Raw genomic sequence first — 19,548 nt, 5'->3', positions numbered from 1 at the left:
AAAATTGGCGAGGACCGCTGTTTTGGTTGGTCCTGCTGATGACCGCAGTGTTCGCCATGGGCCAGTTTGAAGGGCTATTTCGCCAATTGACACCTGATGCACGTGAGGTGATTTATCAGCGGGAAAGTTTCGCTCAACTGCTGCTTAACCATTTGCTGGTGGTAGCCGTTGCGTCGGCTTTTTCTGTGTTTATTGGGGTTTTGGCCGGGGTGCTGGTCACGCGCAGATGGGGGCGTGATTTCTTACCACTGGTGAGTCAGATAGCATCCATCGGACAAACCTTTCCCCCGGTAGCCGTGTTGGCGCTCTCGGTTCCATTGCTTGGTTTCGGTAACCTGCCCACCATTTTCGCGCTGATGCTTTATGGCTTGTTGCCGGTGCTACGCAATACCCTGGCGGGTCTGCAAGGTGTGCCGCCATCGGTCGTGGAAGCCGCGCGCGGAATTGGTATGGGGCCGCTGCAGGTCTTGCTGCAGGTCGAGTTGCCACTGGCCAGCCCGGTGATCCTGGCCGGCATCCGGACCTCGGTCACCATTACCATCGCCACCGCAGCGATTGGCTCGACGATTGGCGCCAGCACCTTAGGTAATCCGGTGATTGCCGGCTTGGTGAACGGCAACACAGCGTATGTCTTGCAAGGCGCTGTGCTTATTGGCGTGCTGGCCATCTGTGTCGATAGCACCTTTGAACGCGTGCAACATGGCTTAGCCTCACGGTACGGCCGTTAAGTCGTTCAGCGTAGGATTAACAACGGGCAAATGCTGGAGGCAATTAGCTGCGTGGTGGTGCTGCCGAGCAAAAATTGACGAATACGCGAATGGCCGTATGCGCCCATCACCAGCAGATCGACCTTCTGTTGCAGTTGATAGGCGCGGATTGAAGGCTCTACATCCGCCTCGCGCCAGACAAGTGTGACTTCGCTGGCTGATGTCTTGAGCACTTCAGCGGCTTCATCGAGCAAGGTGTGACAGGTCGCACTGTCGCTGCCTACCATCAGTAAATGACAGTGCAAGCCCTGCAGTAACGGGCTACTGGCAACCATCTGCAAAGCCTTGCGTGCGGTGAAACTGCCGTCATAGGCGAACAGGTAATTCTGCGGCGCGAGGAAGTCGCCACAGGTGATTAATGTCGGCCGCTGGACAGTGCGAGTCACGCCCTCCAACTGGCTGCCGACATGCTCGGAAACGGTGTCGTTGGTGGCCCCGTGACGACCAATGACCAGCAGGCGGATGCTGTCTTCGAAGGCAACCAGACTTTCCACCAGGCTGCCGTGACGCTGGCGCATAAGCGGCGTGTCAGTACCTGCCTGAATGGCCCGTGCTTGCGCCGCTTCAAGTATCTGGTGGCTCTGATCCAGTGCTCGCTTGCTGTGCTGCTGATCGACACTCGCGAGTTCTTCAAGCAAGTGCTCGCGCGTGCCCAGGCCGATAATACCGCTGAGATCACTGCGCTGCGGATACTGAGTCTTATCTAAAACATGCAACAAACTCAGTGGGGCTTGCAGACGCTGACTTGCCCACACAGCGTAATCACAAACAGCAGCGGCGGTGGTTGAACCATCAATGCAGGCGAGTACTTCTGACATGGGCAAATCCTTATTTAATCCAATCGAATCAGAGGGCCTAATGACCGATCAAGGTATCAGCGGCTTCGGGTTTGTCGTGCACACCGAACCGGTCGACAATTGTTGCACTGGCTTCATTCAAGCCTAGCACTATGACTTCGGTGCCTTCGCGGCGCAGTTTGAGTACCACCTTATCCAGCGCCGCTACCGCGGTGATATCCCAGAAGTGGGCGCGGGTCAGGTCGATGGTGACCTTGTCGATTGCTTCCTTGAAGTCAAAGCCGGCAGTGAACTTGCTCGATGAGGAGAAGAATACCTGGCCGACAACTGAGTAGGTGCGGTGAGTGCCGGTGCTGTCCAACTGCGACTCTATGTACAGGTAATGGCCAATCTTGTTGGCAAAAAACATGGCTGCCAGCAACACGCCGACCAGCACGCCGTAGGCAAGGTTGTGGGTGAACACCACAACGGTAACAGTGGCGAGCATGACGATATTGGTCGATAACGGGTAGTGCTTGAGGTTACGGATAGAGTCCCAGCTGAAGGTGCCGATGGAGACCATGATCATCACTGCAACCAGTGCAGCCATTGGGATCTTGCTCACCCAATCGCTCAAGAACACCACCATTATCAGCAGCACCACACCTGCAATCAGCGTCGACAGTCGACCACGTCCGCCGGATTTAACATTAATCACCGACTGGCCAATCATGGCGCAGCCCGCCATGCCACCGAGCAAGCTGGAGGCGATGTTGGCAACGCCTTGGCCTTTGCATTCGCGGTTTTTGTCGCTGCTGGTGTCGGTCAAGTCGTCAACAATGGTTGCGGTCATCATCGATTCAAGTAAGCCCACCACAGCCATGGCAGCGGAGTAAGGCAGAATGATTGCCAGGGTCTCGAGATTTAGCGGCACATCGGGCCAGAGAAATATGGGCAGAGTGTCGGGTAAGGCACCCATGTCGCCAACCGTACGAATGTCGAGTCCCAGAGCAATTGCTACCGCGGTTAACGACAAGATGCACACCAGGGGCGAAGGGATGATCTTGCCAATCACCGGTACATAGGGGAACAAATAGATGATCCCCAGACCGGCCGCGGTCATGGCGTACACATGCCAGGTGACATTGGTCAGTTCGGGCAGTTGCGCCATGAAAATCAGGATCGCCAGGGCGTTAACAAAGCCGGTCACTACTGAGCGTGAGACAAAGCGCATTAATGAGCCCAGCTTGAGATAACCTGCACCGATTTGCAGTACGCCACAGAGCAAGGATGCCGCCAGCAAGTATTGCAGGCCATGATCCTTGACCAAGGTCACCATCAGCAAGGCCATCGCGCCGGTTGCAGCGGAAATCATGCCCGGTCGCCCGCCGACAAAGGCAATGACCACGGCAATGCAGAACGAAGCATACAGACCGACTTTGGGGTCGACCCCGGCAATAATCGAGAACGCGATGGCTTCAGGGATTAAGGCCAGTGCAACCACTAAACCGGCAAGGATGTCGCCGCGTAGATTGAACAGCCAGGTATTTTTAAGCGATTGCAGCATGTCGATTTCCAGTGGGGCGAGTGTCCGCAGGCGGCTTCATGTCTTCCGTTGAACCGAAATTCACAGATGCGCCTGGCGCTCAGCAAGCGCAAAAATGACGCGCTGAGGAAGGACTGGGTTTTGATTTAGCGGGGAAAATAACACACCAAGCTTTTAAAATCAGAGGTTCCTGACCACGCGGTGTGCTTCATCCGCGGCGGATGAGCCAAATGCCGGCGACGATCAACAGCAGTCCGCCAACTTTTCCGGCGCTGATCGGCGCCTCTTTAAAGCCTGCCCAACCAAAGTGGTCCAAGGTGACCGCCATCGTCAACTGTCCGGCAATCACCAGAGCCATAAACAGCACGGCGCCCACACGCGGACCTGCAAATGCGGCGGTTGCAATAAACATGACGCCAAGCATGCCTCCACACCAATGCCACCATGTCAGGCCTTTCAGGGCGCCTAGCGAAGGGACCTCTCGTTGTGCCAACACCAGCAGTAACAGCGCCGTGGTTCCGACCGCAAAAGAAATCAGCGAGGCCGCCAGCACGCTGGAAACCTGCTTGGCCAATTGTCCGTTAATACCCGCCTGTAGCGGCAGGCAAGCACCGGCGACAAAGGGCAGGGCGAGTAACCACCAAACGGTAGCGGGCATAAGTCAGATCCTTGGGCGAGGGCCGGGCATTATGCCGCAAAGTGCATACCCTAAACAGCCAACGGAGCCGTATCCGAGCACGGCGGGGTGGATAATTACATTATTTCGAACTATAGGTTAGTTAGTTGGAGTAGAAGTTGTGCAAAAGTGCATTATAACTTTCTGATTAGTTGAACCTGAATAACATGCTCATAATCAGGGGGTTATATAAACGGTTAATACCAAGATACGGTTGTTGCTAGCGGGTTATTGGACTTTTATAAGCCTCAGGGTGTCGGGTTTTCGCAGTATGAAAACTTTGAGATTTACAACACTTATAGAAGGACTCTAATCATGAACAGCTCCAGAATAATTAAAACAAGTACAGCACTCGCCTTGATACTAATGGTGTCAGCTACTGCCGGTTGCAGCAGTGGCGGTGGCGGTTCAAAGAGTGTGGTAGATGGCAGTTCGTCCGATCCTGTTGCGTCTACTGATGACGGTAATTCAAATGGGTCTGGAACAGGTACCGGCAATGGTTCAGGCAACGAAACTGGCAATGGTGGTGGCAATGGCAATGGCAATGGCAACGGCAATGGCAATGGCGGTGGAACAGGTGGTGGCGACGGCGATGGCGATGGCGATGGGACGCCACCTGTTGTGATTGTTGATCCCGACCAAACCCCGCTGGTAACCGCGACTGTGGTTGATAACCTCGGCAATACCACCGGTGCTGTTGGCGACGGCCTAACCCAGATTGGTGATCAAATTTCCAATACCCCAATTGCTGGTAATACCGATCTGACTTCAGGCGTTGGTGGGCTGGTTTCATCAACCGGCGCAGCCGTTAATAGCCTCAGCACTGGCTTGAACGATGGGTTGGGGCAACTCGGCACCGACAGCAACTCTGTGGGTATCACTGTCGCGGGTGCAGGTAATGCGGTGGGAGACCTGGGTACAGGTGTTTCCAGTGTGGGCAAATCATTGCAGCTTGTTGGAGGAGGCTCTGCTATTGAGCAAGTGCCTCTGGTGGGTGGCGTTGTTAGCCAAGTCGGCAGCGTTGTCGATGGCGTAGGTGAACGGGTGACCATGCTTGGTGACACATTGAGTGTTGCCAGTACTACTGGGCCTCTGGGCCAAGTCACTGATCTGGCCGGCTCAAAACTACTGGTCCCGGTTGTGAGTATTGTTGAAGGCGCCACGCAGACCATCGGCACTGCAACTGGCCTGGGCGAGCCTGTGTCCGGCTTGGTCGCCAAGGTGAGCGGAACCCTGGGCGGGCTTGGCGATAAAGCAGCAGGTGTCGGTGGTGGTAACGCGCTCACCTCCACCATAGGCGGGGTATTGAGTGGTGTCGGCGGCACTGCAGGTGCAGCCAGTGGCTATGTGAATAGCGACGGTGAGGGTGTTTCTGGCCTGCCATTAGCAGCCGGTGGCCTCAACAGTCTGGTGGCTAGCACCAGCGGTGTAACCAGTGCGCTGGGCCAGAAAACCACGCTCGGCGGCCCGGTTGGAGGCTTGCTCGAAACCACTGGCGGCGCGGTTCAATCGCTTAGTCAGGGCCTCAATCTAGGCAGCGCCAACGGCATTGTCAGTAGCGCAGCAGTGAATGGGGGCGGGCTTGGCGGCACTGTTGCCTCACTGGGTACTCTGGTCGGCGGCAATGGCCTGCCCAATACCAACAATGGCCTGACAGCACCGTTAACCATTGCGGGTGCATCGCTGGGTAAGGTGGTTACGCCAGTGGTCAGCGGAGTGAGCACCGTCACTCAGCAAGTCGGCGCTGCCACGCAACTGGGCACGCCGGTAAATGCTGCGCTTAACCAAGTGGGTGGCGTCGTCAGTGGTCTTGGTTCCCAGGTTGCTGCGGCGAGCACTAACCCAGTGTTGAACCAAGTCGGTAATACGGTGAACACGGTTGGTCAGACTGTTGGGGCTCTCGGAGGTTTGGTTAAAGGTGCCACAGGCACGGGTACAGGTACTTCAGGTGGTCTTGGAGGCTTATTAGGTGGTTTGGGTGTTGGAGCTGGTGTCGCTGTAAACGGTGGTGCAAGCGGTGGCCTGACTGGAGGCCTGCTAAACCGTAAATAGTCGACAGCATTAGGCGCCGACCTCTCTCCCCGGGGCTCGGCGTCATTTTTGTATCTGCGGTTAAAACGTGTCAGTAGTTTGGTCATGGAGTGTCCTATGCGCGCTTTGGTAGTTCCTGTTTTGCTCTGTCTTTCATGTTCTCAAGCGGTCTTGGCGCAACAGTTGCCAAGTTATCTCAACAGTAATGATGTCGAACGAAACCTACCCACACCCAACCTCCCGGTTGATGCCTATCGGCCGGCGATTCCGGATCTGCAGATCCCAGATCCCCAGCCCACGCAATTGCAAATGGGTTCGAAAGTTAAGATCAGCAACATTCAAATCGCAGGGGGGAGCGTTTTTTCACTTGATGAAGTCGCGGCAATTTTTCAGCCCTTGCTGGGACGTGAGGCCAGCATTGGTGAGTTGATCACCGCCACGCGCAGCATTACGCAACGCTATCAGGCAGATGGCTATTTACTGTCCTACGCCTACCTGCCTCCGCAGTCATTCAAGGATGGCGTGGTGCGCGTGGTGTTGGTTGAAGGCTATGTGAAGGACTACCAGCTGCGTGGCGATATTGGTGCTGTCTCGAGCTACGTGCGTAAGCTGTTGGACAAGATTCAGGGTGAGCGTCCGCTAACCCGCAGAACATTTGAGCGTTACACCACGCTGTTGACCCTGGTCCCGGGCCTCACCATTGGTGCGCAGGTACCGCCGCCGGGTACGACGGATGGTGCCACTACATTAATTGCCGAAGCCTCTCGCAAACCCTGGACCTCAAGCATGAGCCTGAGCGATAGCAGCCGCGATCAGATCCAAGCCGTACTCGCCGGCAGCAGTAATGCACAGACTGCCTTGGCAGAGCAGATCACCTTGAGTGCTTTAGTGCCGCCTGGCGAAGATGATGAGCAATACTACCGGCTCGATTACAGCCAGTTTCTGGGAAGCGAGGGCACGCAATTAAGCCTTTATGGTTCGAGTTACAAAAGTGAGCCCCATGACCGCTTGCGCCTGGATAACGGCATAGAGCTGACCCGAAAACGGCAGAATGACCGCTACTCAATCGGCCTGACCCATCCATTTATCGCCGCGCCTAATCAGTTCTGGACCGCCGGTGCCCGACTCTATGCGGTGAATGATAAAAGCCAGTTCGACGTTGTCGATTTTCCCCTGAGTATTGATAACGACACGGATATCCGGGTGCTCGGCCTTGAAACCGACTGGCGCCAGACCGATAACCAGCGCTTACGGATTCTCAGCGCGGGCCTCTACCAAGGCATCGATGGTATGGGGGCGGATACGGATAACGCGCTCTATGACTTGGACTTTTTGCGCCTGCGTTTGTCTGGCGTGCAAAGCGATCAGTATGGGTCAAACTGGCAGGGGGTCATGTCCGCCGCCCTGTACTGGACCGATGACAACCTGCCAGATGCCGAAACCGTGGTACTGGGCGCGCAAAACTTTGGGCGTGGCTATCCCAGCGACCAAGCCTCTGGCGACAAGGGCTGGGGCGCCTCCTATGAGGTTAACTACAGTTACCGGCGCGAGAGTGACTGGTTGCGGTTGTTGCAGCCCTATGTCGCGGTCGATGCGGCACGCAGCTGGTATAACGACTCGCCCTTGCCGACCTCGCAACTGTCTTCGGCGGCGCTCGGCCTGCGTTTTGGTGATGCCCGCTACTACAACATCTCAGTGGAGGCTGCCAAGCCGATGTCTGACGTCGCGCTGGACAGCCGTAACCGGCGTCCACGGTTGACCTTCAGCTTTAGCTATCAACTTTAAGTGCGGCCATAACGGGTGGGCGCCAAAGCGTCGTCCACCCCGTGCGCCTCAGGCAACGGGTCAACCTGAGGCTTGCCCATCATTGATAAAGCCACTCTATGAATAGCCAATGCCGCAATTGGCTGCAGGCTGTTTCCCTGGCCAAAAAAAACGCTCCGTACCACTGGGGCAGGGAGCGCGCGGAGTTAAACCATTGGGTAAAGTGTCAGTACTGCGCGGCTTTTTCCGGCAGGGTTGGCAGCAGTCTGTTGAGTATTTCAAGTAAGCGGTCTTGATAAATTGGCTTCTTAAAAAAGTCCAGAACGTTTAGCCCGAGCACATCCACCACGTCGTCTGCTTCGGCGTGGCCGGACGTGACAATAATGGGTAAGTGTTGGCGCGAACAGTGTTCGCGCAAGTGCTTGATCAGCGTCGTGCCGCTCTCTTCCGGCATGCATAAATCAGTAATGACCAACCCGATAAAGGGGTGGCGCGTCAGGTGCTCGAGGGCTTTGCGCACCGAGTTTGCGGTGTGGCAACAATAGCCCTCTGATTCCAACATTTCTGCCAGCTCCAGCAGAATGTCCGCTTCATCATCGACCAGAAGTAACTCTTGGCGCGCACTGGATTGAAGGGGCATCGCATGACTCCTAGCCTTATATCTAACTTAATCAGTTAGCCTTGAACTAGGTTGGGCAACTTGCCCCGCCGACAGCGCCGCATACATCCACGAAGATACCTTTGACAGCCGTACTAATGGGGCCGGCAAAGCCGACCAATACCACCGCCACTAAAGTAGCCACAATTGCATATTCAATACCCGCTGCGCCTTTTTCTTCTTTGAGAAAGGTGGTGGTTTTTACCACGGCTGCAATATGAAGTTTTCGAATCACGTTAATGAGGGACATCTTAATCTCCTTATTTTTAGACGTACTTGCACCTTGATCATTGTGCATGCGCCCCTCTAGCGCAACTGTAAGAAGTAATTAGACCCATGGGTATAGTTATAAAGTCATAGTGGTTAAGTGGCGTAATTACGGCTATCACTGTAGTCAGTGAGTAAGCCTTTTGACGTGCTTGTTACAGTCGGGTGGAGCGGCTGTAACAGAGTGATGCTATGCATCGTCGCAAAATGTGCTTACTGCTACCTGTATTGATGCCAAACACCAACTATAAGAAGGCATTCACTAGTTGTCAGGGCAAAGGAGCGAGTCATCATGGACAGCCGGGTAACCATGGCGTTGGCTGGGGTGTTGTTGCTGGGTGCAGTGGTTGCAGGGTATTGGGGAATTACCTTGAGCCAACAACCACTGCCAACCCCTGAGGTCACGGCCGCAACGCCAGTGACTGAACAACCACAAACACTATCAACACGTATCGATGAGGCCACTGACAGCGTGCAGCGTACGGCTGTGGTTGTCGCCGTTAAGCCCTTGGCGCCTTTTGTGCCGATCACGGCTGACGATGTCGCCATCGAGCTGCTGCGCGTAGCGCCTTCCGATAGTTTCTCAAGCATTGAGCAAGTCGTCGGTCGAACCAGTTGGAACGCTATCGATGCAGGGACGTGGCTAAGCCAGGAGAGTTTCGAGGCTGGCGGGCCGCTGGCGCAAATGATTCGTCCGCAAGAGCGTGCCGTGGCCGTGGCCGTTGATGAAATCACCAGCGGAGGCGGCCATGTGCGCCCCGGTGATTATGTGGATGTACTGTTGTTTATGCAGGAAAAGGACGGGCAGAAACAGCAGACTGCTCAGGTCGCCGTGCCTGCGGTAAGGCTCTTGAGTTATGGCCAGGAGCTGGGTCCGAACTTGCAGGGGCAGGCACTTCAAAGCAAAGACAAGGACGATGAAAAAAGACCAGCGAAAGTCGGGCGCAGCGTGGTTCTGGCGGTGCCGCAGGAGTTGGTAACTCGCTTAATGCTTGCCAGTCAGGCCGGTATCTTGCGCTTGGCCGTGCGCAGTGCGGATGAGCACTTGCAGGCACGCTACGCCGCAGGCGAAATCAACTTGGTTGCACTGGATGAACAAAGCCGCAGCTTATTGCCGCTCAATCAACTTGAGAGTAAAGCAGCGAGCCGTGTTCCGACCCGCAATCAAGCCCCGCGTGCGGTTGCCCGTACTCCTGGAATACAGGTGTTTCGCGGCGTCGATAACGCTTGGCAAACCCCCTGACCCCGCAAGGAAGCCAAACCATGATCTGTATAAGTCGTCGGATCGTTTTCAGCCTAAGCCTTATCAGTTGCGCTGGCATTAGTTCAGGCGTGGCATCGGCTGCAGCAGCCGGATGTTCATCGCTTACAGCAGTGCCTGCGGTGGTTGAAGTCGGGCAAAGTTTGCAGCAACAAATCCGTTATCCAACGGCAATCAAGCGTCTGGCTATTGGCGATCCTGAAATTGCCGACGTGCGCCTGACCGCCAATGACAGTTTCTTGTTGACCGGTAAAAAATCTGGTGCCACCAGCTTAATGGTCTGGACGTCTTGCAGCGCTGAACCGCGCAGCAGCATGGTCTATGTCGAAGGCCTGGCCACTGCAGCGTTAGCGCGGCCCGTTCAGCCTGACTCGTTAGGTATGCCCGTGAGTCAGGTGCAGACCGATATCCGCTTTGTTGAAGTCAGTCGCAGCAAGATGAAACAGGCCAGCACCTCGATATTCGGCACCGGCTCGAATAACTTTCTCTTTGGTGCGCCCGGGACCGTCGGCGGGGTCACCGTTTCGCCCGGTTTGGTGGGCGGCATCAGTCCGGCCATTCCGTTGGTAAACAGTGGCTTCAATATTGTTTTCGGCGGTGGCAGTAGCAAGGTTCTGGGGCTGCTTAACGCGCTGGAAAACAGCGGTTTTGCCTACACCCTGGCCAAGCCAAGTCTGGTTGCCTTAAGTGGCCAGAGCGCCAGTTTTCTCGCCGGTGGTGAGTTTCCGGTTCCGGTGCCGAGCGCTGGTAGCGATAACATCAGCATCGAGTACAAGGAGTTCGGTGTACGCCTGACGCTAACGCCAACGGTGGTCGGCAACAACCGAATTAACCTCAAGGTGGCCCCTGAGGTGAGCGAGCTGAATTTCCAGAATGGAATTGAGATTGCAGGGACCACGGTTCCAGCCCTGAATGTGCGCCGCACAGATACCAGCATCAGCTTGGCGGACGGCGAAAGTTTTGTCATTAGCGGCTTGATCAGCAGCAGCAATCGCGCGCAGTTAGACAAGTTTCCGGGCTTGGGCGATATCCCCGTTCTTGGGGCCTTATTTCGTTCAACCAATATCAGCCGTGAAGACAGCGAGTTGCTGATGATTGTGACTCCGCACCTGGTCCAGCCTCTTGCAGCGACTGCGCAAATGCCCTCTTTGCCGGGTGAAAACCTGCGTCATTACGATCCGAACTTTTTCAAGATGTACTTCTTCGAGAACGGTAACTTCGATAAACGCTCCGGTCTGTCGCAATAGGGGGTGTTTATGAGTCAGACATTTTTAGCCTTGACCCGTAATGACGCCGATTTGGACTGGTTGCGAGGATCATTGAGCTCACTGGGCGAAGTGCTCAAGGTGGGCCATGGTGCTTTGAACGAAGTATTGTCTCTGGCCGACGTGACCGGTGCCGGCCTGCTATTTGTTGGCCTCGATCGTGAAAATCTGGTGGCGCAAAGCTCACTGATTGAAGGGGTGCTTGAGGCCAAACCCATGCTGGCGGTTGTGGCGCTGGGTGATGGCCTGGATAACCAGCTGGTGTTGAGCGCGATGCGCGCAGGCGCTCGAGATTTTATTGCTTACGGCGCACGTACCAGTGAGGTGACCGGCTTGGTCCGCCATCTCGGTCGGCGTATGCCAAGCCTGCAACCGAGTGCGCAAGCCGGCAAATTGATCGCCCTTTATTGCCGGCAACAGGATGTTGATGCGAGTTTGATATCCAGCCATTTGGCATTGGCGATTTGTCAGACAGATCAAAGCACCTTGCTCCTCGATTTAGGTTTGCCCCCAGGCGAGTGCTTGGCCACGCTGGGGCTGCAAGCGTCATTTAACTTTGCCGATGCCATGCGTAATACCCGGCGCATGGATGCGAGCCTGATTGACAGTGCCTTTAGTCAGACCCGATGCGGCTTGCGGGTACTGTCGCAAACGGCTAAAGACCAACCGCTGCAAACGGCCACAGCGGCTGAGTTGTACTTGTTGCTTGGTGCGCTGCGTCAGCATTTCCAATATATCGTGGTCAACCTTGCAGGTCAGCCTGACAGCGAAGCATTACGTCTGTTTGCAGCCAACGCAGAACGCTTGCTCTGGTGCACCGATCAAAGTGTTTCGGGCTGTCAGCGCAATCTTGAGTTGCTTGGCAATTGGCGCGATGCCGGGGTCAAGTTGCACAACGCCAGCCTGTTGATTGACCGCTATATGCCCGGCGTTGCACCCGATAGCGAAACCCTGGGAAAAACCTACGCACTGCCGGTAATTGAAGTGCTGCCGTCTAGCCCGGAAGTGCGAATGAGCGCCCGTAATTTGGGTCGCAGCTTATTTGAAGTATCACCCCGTGAGCGGATCAGCAAAGCGCTTCGCCAGTTGGGTTGCTTGTTGGCCGAGCGGCGCAAGGCGCCGGGCGCTTCACGTTGGCCTTGGCCACGGAGGAAGTCCGCATGAGTAGCGAAACACTGTTTGGCGGCACCGCCCGTTACAGCCAAGAAGGCCAGTATGATGGTCAGGGCCTGAAGCTGGTTCTGCACCGCTATATCATCGACGCCATTGACGATGAAGGGGTCAATATTCTTGAAAGCCCCAGGCCGCAAATCGCCCATTTTGTCACCGATCGCGTCGTTGATTACGTAAACCGCCATCACCTTGCCGTTTCGCGCTACGAGATGGAGCGACTGGCAGAAGAATTGGTTGATGAGCTCACCGGTTTCGGGCCCCTTGAGGTGTTGCTGCATGACGTTTCGGTGACTGAGATTCTGGTCAATGGACCGAATCGGGTCTTTATCGAACGTGATGGCATGCTCCATCAAAGTGACCTGCGATTTATTGATGACTTGCACGTTCAGCGGGTGATTCAGCGAATTTTGGCACCTCTGGGACGTAGGCTGGATGAGTCTTGCCCAATGGTCGATGCGCGTATGCCAGATGGCAGCCGGGTTAATGCGATTATTCCGCCAATCGCACTGGATGGGCCGTGCCTGTCGGTGCGCAAGTTTCGCAAAGACCTGCTGCAAAGCGCGGATTTGCTGGCACATCAGTCAGTCGATGAAGCGGTTCTACAGTTTATCCGGCTTGCCGTAAGCCAGCGCTGCAATGTTCTGGTTAGCGGCGGCACCGGCACTGGCAAAACCACCATGCTCAATGTCATGAGTTTGTTGGTGGCTGAGCACGAGCGAATCGTGACCATCGAAGACACGGCCGAATTGCAGCTGAATCACCCTCACGTCGTACGCCTTGAAACACGCCCGCCGAATGCGGAAGGCCATGGTGAAGTGGCGGCCAGTGACCTGATTCGCAACGCCTTACGGATGCGCCCGGACCGGATCATTCTGGGGGAGATTCGCGGTGTAGAAGTGATCGATGTGTTGCAGGCGATGAACACCGGCCACGATGGCTCAATGAGCACCGTACACGCCAACAGCGCGCAAGATGCACTGCTGCGTTTGGAAACCTTGGTCGGCCTCACCGGACGCCAGGTCGCGGAACGCACCTTACGTCAGATGATATGCGCCGCATTGGATGTGGTGATCCAGTTAACCCGCTTGCCCAATGGCCGCCGCTGCGTAAGTGAGGTGGTCGAAGTGGTGGGCATCCGTGATGATGTCTTCGTGACTAACACCCTCTTCCGCCTTGAAAAACACTCAGGCCGATTCCTTCGCGAAGCCGTGAATCCGGCCAGTGAAAAGCTTCAGCATGCTTGGCGGCAACTCTAATGAAAGCGTCCTTGCTGCTAGCTGCAGTTTGCTTGGTGTTGGCAGCACTGGCCGTGCTGGTGATGCAGCATGGTTGGCGTCAAGCTCGCTCGGAGCACGTAGTTGAACGGCTCGGACAAGCAAAACCAGAAATGGCTAAGGATTCTCGCTGGGGCTGGCTTGAGCGTGCATTCTTGCGTGCGGGGCTGAAACTGCCCAGTAACAGACTTGGGATTTTGTTCAGTAGTTGGATCGCACTGCTGACTTTAGCTCAGCTGATTGGCGGTTGGATGCTGGGGCTGATTGCGCTGGTGCTGCCACCGCTGGTCTTACACATGTTGCTCAGTTGGCGTTCACGGCGGCGCTTGCGCCGTGTGGTGCATCAATTGCCGCAGATGCTTGATCAGGTGATGCGCAGCTTACAAACCGGCCGGACCTTGGGCGACGCACTGGTAAAAGGAATCGATACCGCACCGGAACCCTTGCATGGGGCCTTATCGCGGGTGCAACGAAATGTGCAATTAGGCGTCAGCTTGCCCGAGGCACTGGATGATGTCGCCGAGCTTTACGCGCAAGAAGAACTGCGCATTCTCGCCTTGGGGGTCAAGGTCAATCACCGATTTGGCGGCAGCGCCATTGAGCTACTGGGCAGCCTTATTAAGGTGATTCAAGAGCGCGAGCAGATGGCTCGTCAGCTTCGCGCCATGACAGGTGAAACACGGCTCACCGCAGTGGTGTTAGGGGTATTGCCGATTGCCATGGCAGCTTACATTTTGGCGGTTAACCCGAGTTATTTAATGAGTATGTGGCTCGATAGCAGTGGTCAGAAAATGCTGCTCAGCGCTTTTATTCTGCAAGTGATCGGCACTGTCATGTTGTGGCGAATGCTGAGGAGTATTTGAAATGGCTTGGGCCGTGATGGGTCTAATGCTCGCAATGGCTGCTGGGCTGCTTATTGCTAATTCGTTGCAACAGCAACGTCAGCGTACTTTGATTGCCAGGCGTCTGGCCGGCGGCCGTCAACAGTTTCAGCACAAGGTCAGACGTAGTGATGCGTTAATTCAACAGATAGGGCGTAGTCATTTGGGGCGAAAGTTGTTTAGCCTCGATGGCGAGAGCCATGTGCTGCTCAACCGCATTGGGTGGCGCCGGACAAATCAGCGGGCACTTTATCTGGCTTGCCAAGTGATTGCCCCGGTGATGATCCTGGGGCTGGTGGTTCTGGTAAGTTCGTTGCTGGTTGAACCGCCTAAAAATGCTTGGGTGTATATGGTGCTCGCGGTGGGCTGCGGTTTTTTACTGCCCAAGCGCGTGCTGTCGATGGCAGCTGCTCGACGCCAGCAGCAACTGATCAATGAAGTCTCAATATTTATTCCGCTTTTGCGCATTCTGTTTGATGCCGGGCTGACAGTTGAGCAATCGCTTCGTGTGATCAGTTTGGAAAGTGAAAAGTTACTGCCCGTGCTCACCTCAGAACTGGATGCCGTGCTCAAGCATGTTGATTCCGGGATGGAGCTTGCAGACGAACTGAGCATCATGGGCAAACAGCTGGATGTCGATGAACTCAGCGACAGCCTGGCGATTTTGCAGCAGTTGATTCGTCAAGGTGGCGGTGCAATGAGCTCGCTGCTGGCGCTGAAAAAGATCCTTGATGAGCGGCGCTTGACCAACCTTCAGGAATACATCTCCAAGCTATCAGGGAAGATGTCAGTGGTGATGATGCTGTTCCTGTTTCCTGCGCTATTGATCGTTCTGGCCGGGCCCGGAATGAGTGCAATTAGTCGCGCACTTGGAGGTATCTCATGAAACTTGCAGCAGCGTTGTGCAGCGCACTTTGCGCAGCAGTATTAAGTGGTTGTGCGGCGCACCAAGTGATGCCGGGCGATGCCGCGGATAACGGTAAATCTTGCGCAAACAAACCGACGCAAGAACAAGAGTTAGCCCTCAATTTGGCCAAGGAGATGGCGGATGAAGGACGCCTGTACGCGGCTTTGGCTAACTTGCAGGGCCTGCCGCAATCTTCGCCAGAGGTACGCCTGCGCCAGGCGCGGATCATGCGCAGTATCGGTCGTGGCGAAGCCCAGGAACTTTATCAGAGCTTAATCGGTACCTGCCTCACAGCGGCTGGCGAGCAAGGGCTGGGTCAGCTCGCGGCGGCGCGGGGTGACCAGGCCGAGGCCCTGCAACGATTGGAACGTGCCGCTTCCCTGGCGCCAACTGATGCCAAGATTCGCAATGATCTTGGCGTGGTGTATCTCAGGCTAAAGCGCACAGATGATGCCCGCTTTGAGTTTTTAACTGCGGTCGAATTGAGTCAGTCAGACAACTTGCCAGCGACCAATCTGCTGGCACTTTTGTTTGTTGAAGATAAGTCGCAGCAAGCGGCAGATCTGGTTTCACGTTTGCACCTCAGTGCGACCGAAGTGCGTGAAGCACTCAAGCGCTCTGAACAACTCAAGTCTTCAGCGCCAACCTTGTTGCCGCTGGCCAGTCAGGCGTCGAAACCCGATCCAGCAGCAGTGGCGGTTGTTGGGGTGCTTGGCGAAGCAGTCAGCCAGATCACACAGGATGTTCAGCCATGAAGGGGTCGCAGAAAATCAATTTGGCCGCAGGCTGTTTGCTCGCTTTGGGCGTGATATTGCCTGTGGCGGTGCAAGCAGATGAACCGGTGACCAGCAGGCCGCTGCCTCAGCTTTCGAAGACCGAAAGTTGGTTAGCGATTCAACGTGATGGGCGAGCAGCCTCGGTAACACTGCAAACCGCTACACCGGCTGAGCGTGAGCTTGCCTATCAGCGTTGGCTAGACAGTTTCAGTCACCCGATTCCTGATTTCTATGAGCAGGAAACGGGTGGGAAAATGACCACGGGTAGCGGCAGTAATTAGCATTGTTTAGTGCAGGGTAGGGTGGATGACGCTTTTTTCATCCACCGTTAACAGGCACCGCTCTGCGAGTGACGGCTATCGGGTGCTACGTCTAACCAGGTCATGGCTCGGCTGAGTCATGGTGGACAAGCTTCGCGTTGTCACATCCTACGCAGAGTAACGAATACAGCGCGGCGAATGTCGCTTTTCCATCCAGCTTAAAGGAGTACTGGAATGGCTCGCAGTTATTCTCCTCATAATAGGCTGAGTTACCAGCGTCAGCGTGGTGCGATTGGCATCATGGCCGCGATGGTGATGCTAATGGCCTTTGCTTTCCTGATGCTGGCAGTCGACAGCGGTCGCTTGTATCTGGAAAAGCGCAGCGTTCAGCGTGTGGCGGACATGGCCGCGCTGGAAGCCGTGCTTCGTGACGGTAATTGCCAGGCAGGAGCAGGCGCGACCAGCGCACAAGCCTTTGCTGCCGAGAACGCGCAACTTCGTAACGGTTTTAGTCTGGATAGCCAACGCCAACTAATTGCAACCTGCGGCAATGTCGATGCGAGTGGCAGCCGCCGTAGCTTTGCGGCAGATACCAATGGCCGCGCTATTCAAGTCGATGCCAGGCGTCAGGTGCCTGCCAGCCTGATTTTGGGTGGCTTGTTCGGCCAGCAAGTAACGATTTCAGCCCTCGCCGTAGCGGCCAGGCGTGAACCCTTGGCTGCGCTAACCTTGCGCACCACGCTGGCATCGGTCGACTCAACCCAGTCGCCGCTGCTAAACGCAATTATTGGCGGCATGCTTGGTGGCTCAGTCAATCTTTCTGCGGTGGGCTGGGATGGTCTGGCCAAGAGTCAAATCAATCTTGTTGATTTTCTCGACGAACTGGCAATCGAGCAAGGTATTGCATTGGGGGATTATCAGTCGGTACTCGATGAAAATATTTCACTGGGCACCTTGTTGGATGTGGCAGCAAACACTTTGCAGCAATCGGGAAGCAGTGCAGATATTGATGCCGCAATTGCAGGTCTGACAGCACTTTCTGCGGTGGTTCCATCTGGCACGCCGTTGTTGCAACTGGGCGATCTGATCAAGGCACAAAGCGCTACGCAAAAGGCGGGGCTGGGCGCTGCGCTCAATCTTTTGCAACTGGTTCAAGGTTCGGTGGAGTTGGCCAATAGCAAAAATGCTGCAGTGGCCAGCTTGCCCATCAATGTGCCGGGGCTGAGCAATGTCAGCCTGAATATCAAAGTTATCGAACCGCCGCAATTGTCGGCCATCGGCAACCCAGAGCTGGCCAAGGCAGACCCCTATGGCCCCAATCAGATTGCCGTGCGCTCCGCGCAGATTCGCACCGCATTGAGTATTGATTTGAGTGGAGCAACCACTGCATTGGATAATCTCTTACAACCTTCTGGCGCGACTTCGTCCTTGGGTAGTTTTCTAAACAGTGCTCTCAACCTTGATCTGCTCGGCGCCGTTGGTGACTTGGTGCAGGGGATTCTGTGTGGACCTTGTCAGAGTAAACAAATCAGCGCAGCACAGGTGCTGCCTGATGGCCGAATAGACGTGATGCTTGATGTCGCTGAAGCCCAAGCTCGCGTTACCGATTACAGCTGTAATGGCAACACTGAGAAGACCCTTGATGTTGATGTGAAAACATCGGCTCTAAATCTTGCGGTTGGCAAGTTAGGCAATAGCCCTGCTGATGCAGTGAACAAAATATTCAACTCGCCAGACATACCCGTTGCAGCACCCCTGGCGTTAATCAAGCTTGGGGAGCAGACAGTCAGAGCAAGCTCTTGTTTGCTCACCATTTGCTTCGATCCGCAATATCGAACAGCTGGCGGAAGCTGGGTTTCAGATCGCAAGCAAGCAGCCTTCACGGTTCGATCAGGAATTGGCGCCACCATAAACGCTAGCGTAATCGGCAGTGGAGCCAACACGTCACCGTTGGTGTATAGCGCACCCAACGCCAATCAGTTGCCGAACGTGGGCGAAGCACCCTATTTTAAGTCTGCTAACTCCAATAACAATGTCGCCGGCAGCTTGGCCACCACCTTGGCCGGTATCGATTTGGAGCCTTATGCGAGCAGCAGTCCAGGCATACTCGGTGGCTTGATCAATACCTCAGTAAACCTGATCAGCTCGCTGCTCGGCAGCTTGGAAGGGGTGATTAGCGGCGTGCTTGGACCTTTGGTGGATCCTTTGGTCAGCACCTTGCTCAATGGTTTGGGGATTGATCTGGCAAAGGCCGATGTGGGCGCCAATCTCACCTGCGGTACGCGCGCTGAGTTGCTGTTATGAGACTCTCAGCGCGGTGCTTTTCTACTGTATCAGGCTCTGCTGAGTGTGCTCACGTTCAAGTGCGCGTTCAGCGCAATCTAGTGAGCGGTCACCGCAGAGCCTTCACTCTTTCGACTCGGCGAGAGCGCCAAGGCCAACTGCGTGCGGTTGTGCATATGGGTGAGCCGCAGTACCTGAGACACGTAGAGCTTGACGGTGTTTTCGGTAATACCCAGTTCGCAGGCGATCTGATAGTTGGTCAAACCCTTGCCAATCAAGCGTGCGACCTCCAGCTGACGTGGAGAGAGCTGGTTGAAGTGTGCGGGTATTGCCTCCGCGCAATCTGCATCAGGGTCGGGCTGGACTTGGCCAAAATGGCTGCGCATCTGGTGAAGGTCCTGGTGCAGCTCACCGATCGATTCAGCCAGAAAGTGCAGCTTCTGATTCATTTGCTCAAGCTTGGCGCCATCGTCCAAGCGCTCTTGCAAGTGCCGTTCAAGACGCTTAACCGCCCGGCCAACTTCATCCATGTTGATCGGTTTTTGATAGAAGTCAGCAACTCCGGCGCGCATGGCCGAGACAACATCTTGGGTCTCGGTCTGACCGGTGAAAATGATGGCTTCGAACTGACGATTGCCGTCGTAGGTTTTTTCCAGGGTATTGATGAGGCTGATGCCATCTTTGCCCGGCAGGTGCAAATCGCTGAGCACAATGCCGATCTGCGGGTCAGCGCAAAACAACTCGATCGCCTCGTGGGCGCTGTGACAACCCACACAACAGTAGCCGCTATGGGTAAGAAACTCACAGAGTTCGTCAACAATGTCCGGTTCGTCGTCCACGACGAGGAGTTTTACTACGCGTTGATGCCTTTCCATGTCAGCTCATCCGGTTGTTTTAATTTTTCTGTAGCGCTGAATTTGTCGGCGCAATTCGAGGCACGGCTGCAAACAGTGCAGGCTAAAAATCGAACAGATCAATCAATA

General features: G+C 55.3%; 18 protein-coding genes. 12 read left to right on the top strand and 6 right to left on the bottom strand.

The window, feature by feature from the left end:
* The first annotated feature begins 38 nt into the window (after positions 1-38).
* Positions 39-728: an ABC transporter permease gene (locus AACY09_RS06580; RefSeq protein WP_339486743.1), complete on the top strand. Its 690-nt coding sequence runs from the start codon at positions 39-41 to the stop codon at positions 726-728.
* A 5-nt stretch (positions 729-733) separates the two neighbouring features.
* On the opposite strand, the gene AACY09_RS06575 is transcribed toward AACY09_RS06580, so the two are convergent.
* From AACY09_RS06575 to AACY09_RS06565, 3 genes are all read right to left on the bottom strand, one after another.
* Complete coding sequence (locus AACY09_RS06575) at positions 734-1,585, bottom strand: universal stress protein (protein WP_339486742.1); 852 nt, start codon at positions 1,583-1,585, stop codon at positions 734-736.
* A gap of 37 nt (positions 1,586-1,622) precedes the next feature.
* Positions 1,623-3,110: a SulP family inorganic anion transporter gene (locus tag AACY09_RS06570; protein WP_339486741.1), complete on the bottom strand. Its 1,488-nt coding sequence runs from the start codon at positions 3,108-3,110 to the stop codon at positions 1,623-1,625.
* Positions 3,111-3,297: 187 nt separating this feature from the next.
* Positions 3,298-3,747, bottom strand: a complete 450-nt coding sequence (locus tag AACY09_RS06565; RefSeq protein WP_339486740.1) for a DMT family transporter — start codon at positions 3,745-3,747, stop codon at positions 3,298-3,300.
* A 333-nt stretch (positions 3,748-4,080) separates the two neighbouring features.
* Here AACY09_RS06565 and AACY09_RS06560 point away from each other — a divergent pair, with 333 nt between their 5' ends.
* Both AACY09_RS06560 and AACY09_RS06555 read left to right on the top strand, forming a co-directional pair.
* Positions 4,081-5,817 (top strand): collagen-like triple helix repeat-containing protein, encoded by a 1,737-nt coding sequence (locus tag AACY09_RS06560; RefSeq protein ID WP_339486739.1) that lies wholly within the window; start codon positions 4,081-4,083, stop codon positions 5,815-5,817.
* Positions 5,818-5,913: 96 nt separating this feature from the next.
* Positions 5,914-7,581: a ShlB/FhaC/HecB family hemolysin secretion/activation protein gene (locus AACY09_RS06555; RefSeq protein WP_339486738.1), complete on the top strand. Its 1,668-nt coding sequence runs from the start codon at positions 5,914-5,916 to the stop codon at positions 7,579-7,581.
* A 205-nt stretch (positions 7,582-7,786) separates the two neighbouring features.
* Here AACY09_RS06555 and AACY09_RS06550 read toward each other — a convergent pair whose 3' ends face one another.
* Together AACY09_RS06550 and AACY09_RS06545 are read right to left on the bottom strand one after the other, a co-directional pair.
* Entirely contained in the window at positions 7,787-8,200 is a 414-nt protein-coding gene (locus AACY09_RS06550; protein ID WP_339486737.1) for a response regulator, read from the bottom strand.
* A gap of 46 nt (positions 8,201-8,246) precedes the next feature.
* The gene (locus AACY09_RS06545; RefSeq protein ID WP_339486736.1) at positions 8,247-8,516 is read right to left on the bottom strand and encodes a Flp family type IVb pilin; all 270 of its coding nucleotides are present in this window, start codon (positions 8,514-8,516) and stop codon (positions 8,247-8,249) included.
* A 261-nt stretch (positions 8,517-8,777) separates the two neighbouring features.
* Here AACY09_RS06545 and cpaB point away from each other — a divergent pair, with 261 nt between their 5' ends.
* The 9 genes from cpaB to AACY09_RS06500 all read left to right on the top strand — a co-directional run bounded on the left by cpaB (position 8,778) and on the right by AACY09_RS06500 (position 18,586).
* Positions 8,778-9,728 carry a Flp pilus assembly protein CpaB gene (cpaB, locus tag AACY09_RS06540; RefSeq protein WP_339486735.1) on the top strand — a complete coding sequence of 317 codons (951 nt, stop codon included), beginning with the start codon at positions 8,778-8,780 and terminating at the stop codon, positions 9,726-9,728.
* Between the two features lie 20 nt (positions 9,729-9,748).
* On the top strand, positions 9,749-10,993 hold the full coding sequence (locus AACY09_RS06535) for a type II and III secretion system protein family protein (protein ID WP_339486734.1): 1,245 nt from the start codon (positions 9,749-9,751) through the stop codon (positions 10,991-10,993).
* A gap of 9 nt (positions 10,994-11,002) precedes the next feature.
* Positions 11,003-12,175: a pilus assembly protein gene (locus AACY09_RS06530; RefSeq protein WP_339486733.1), complete on the top strand. Its 1,173-nt coding sequence runs from the start codon at positions 11,003-11,005 to the stop codon at positions 12,173-12,175.
* Positions 12,172-13,440 (top strand): CpaF family protein, encoded by a 1,269-nt coding sequence (locus AACY09_RS06525; protein WP_339486732.1) that lies wholly within the window; start codon positions 12,172-12,174, stop codon positions 13,438-13,440. The genes AACY09_RS06530 and AACY09_RS06525 overlap by 4 nt, the downstream gene beginning before the upstream one ends.
* Positions 13,440-14,321: a type II secretion system F family protein gene (locus AACY09_RS06520; RefSeq protein ID WP_339486730.1), complete on the top strand. Its 882-nt coding sequence runs from the start codon at positions 13,440-13,442 to the stop codon at positions 14,319-14,321. Before AACY09_RS06525 ends, AACY09_RS06520 begins: the two co-directional genes overlap by 1 nt.
* Position 14,322: 1 nt before the next feature.
* Positions 14,323-15,225: a type II secretion system F family protein gene (locus AACY09_RS06515; protein ID WP_339486729.1), complete on the top strand. Its 903-nt coding sequence runs from the start codon at positions 14,323-14,325 to the stop codon at positions 15,223-15,225.
* Positions 15,222-16,001, top strand: coding sequence for a tetratricopeptide repeat protein (locus AACY09_RS06510; RefSeq protein WP_339486727.1), 780 nt, complete (start codon positions 15,222-15,224; stop codon positions 15,999-16,001). The genes AACY09_RS06515 and AACY09_RS06510 overlap by 4 nt, the downstream gene beginning before the upstream one ends.
* On the top strand, positions 15,998-16,303 hold the full coding sequence (locus AACY09_RS06505) for a DUF3613 domain-containing protein (protein ID WP_339486726.1): 306 nt from the start codon (positions 15,998-16,000) through the stop codon (positions 16,301-16,303). The genes AACY09_RS06510 and AACY09_RS06505 overlap by 4 nt, the downstream gene beginning before the upstream one ends.
* A gap of 213 nt (positions 16,304-16,516) precedes the next feature.
* Positions 16,517-18,586, top strand: a complete 2,070-nt coding sequence (locus tag AACY09_RS06500) for a TadG family pilus assembly protein (protein ID WP_339486725.1) — start codon at positions 16,517-16,519, stop codon at positions 18,584-18,586.
* Positions 18,587-18,663: 77 nt separating this feature from the next.
* Here AACY09_RS06500 and AACY09_RS06495 read toward each other — a convergent pair whose 3' ends face one another.
* On the bottom strand, positions 18,664-19,440 hold the full coding sequence (locus AACY09_RS06495; protein WP_339486724.1) for a response regulator transcription factor: 777 nt from the start codon (positions 19,438-19,440) through the stop codon (positions 18,664-18,666).
* Between the last annotated feature and the right edge of the window lie 108 nt (positions 19,441-19,548).

This window comes from Pseudomonas sp. EL_65y_Pfl2_R95 (assembly GCF_963971045.1).
Lineage (GTDB): Bacteria > Pseudomonadota > Gammaproteobacteria > Pseudomonadales > Pseudomonadaceae > Aquipseudomonas.
The sequence above is the reverse complement of the archived record's forward strand: the minus strand, read 5'-3'. Positions and strand labels throughout refer to the sequence as shown.

Excerpts from the sequence above, each read along its gene's own strand:
- AACY09_RS06580 (WP_339486743.1), top strand. The coding sequence starts at position 39 with ATGACCGCAGTGTTCGCCATGGGCCAGTTTGAAGGGCTATTTCGCCAA.
- AACY09_RS06575 (WP_339486742.1), bottom strand. The coding sequence starts at position 1,585 with ATGTCAGAAGTACTCGCCTGCATTGATGGTTCAACCACCGCCGCTGCT.
- AACY09_RS06570 (WP_339486741.1), bottom strand. The coding sequence starts at position 3,110 with ATGCTGCAATCGCTTAAAAATACCTGGCTGTTCAATCTACGCGGCGAC.
- AACY09_RS06565 (WP_339486740.1), bottom strand. The coding sequence starts at position 3,747 with ATGCCCGCTACCGTTTGGTGGTTACTCGCCCTGCCCTTTGTCGCCGGT.
- AACY09_RS06560 (WP_339486739.1), top strand. The coding sequence starts at position 4,081 with ATGAACAGCTCCAGAATAATTAAAACAAGTACAGCACTCGCCTTGATA.
- AACY09_RS06555 (WP_339486738.1), top strand. The coding sequence starts at position 5,914 with ATGCGCGCTTTGGTAGTTCCTGTTTTGCTCTGTCTTTCATGTTCTCAA.
- AACY09_RS06550 (WP_339486737.1), bottom strand. The coding sequence starts at position 8,200 with ATGCCCCTTCAATCCAGTGCGCGCCAAGAGTTACTTCTGGTCGATGAT.
- AACY09_RS06545 (WP_339486736.1), bottom strand. The coding sequence starts at position 8,516 with ATGCACAATGATCAAGGTGCAAGTACGTCTAAAAATAAGGAGATTAAG.
- cpaB (WP_339486735.1), top strand. The coding sequence starts at position 8,778 with ATGGACAGCCGGGTAACCATGGCGTTGGCTGGGGTGTTGTTGCTGGGT.
- AACY09_RS06535 (WP_339486734.1), top strand. The coding sequence starts at position 9,749 with ATGATCTGTATAAGTCGTCGGATCGTTTTCAGCCTAAGCCTTATCAGT.
- AACY09_RS06530 (WP_339486733.1), top strand. The coding sequence starts at position 11,003 with ATGAGTCAGACATTTTTAGCCTTGACCCGTAATGACGCCGATTTGGAC.
- AACY09_RS06525 (WP_339486732.1), top strand. The coding sequence starts at position 12,172 with ATGAGTAGCGAAACACTGTTTGGCGGCACCGCCCGTTACAGCCAAGAA.
- AACY09_RS06520 (WP_339486730.1), top strand. The coding sequence starts at position 13,440 with ATGAAAGCGTCCTTGCTGCTAGCTGCAGTTTGCTTGGTGTTGGCAGCA.
- AACY09_RS06515 (WP_339486729.1), top strand. The coding sequence starts at position 14,323 with ATGGCTTGGGCCGTGATGGGTCTAATGCTCGCAATGGCTGCTGGGCTG.
- AACY09_RS06510 (WP_339486727.1), top strand. The coding sequence starts at position 15,222 with ATGAAACTTGCAGCAGCGTTGTGCAGCGCACTTTGCGCAGCAGTATTA.
- AACY09_RS06505 (WP_339486726.1), top strand. The coding sequence starts at position 15,998 with ATGAAGGGGTCGCAGAAAATCAATTTGGCCGCAGGCTGTTTGCTCGCT.
- AACY09_RS06500 (WP_339486725.1), top strand. The coding sequence starts at position 16,517 with ATGGCTCGCAGTTATTCTCCTCATAATAGGCTGAGTTACCAGCGTCAG.
- AACY09_RS06495 (WP_339486724.1), bottom strand. The coding sequence starts at position 19,440 with ATGGAAAGGCATCAACGCGTAGTAAAACTCCTCGTCGTGGACGACGAA.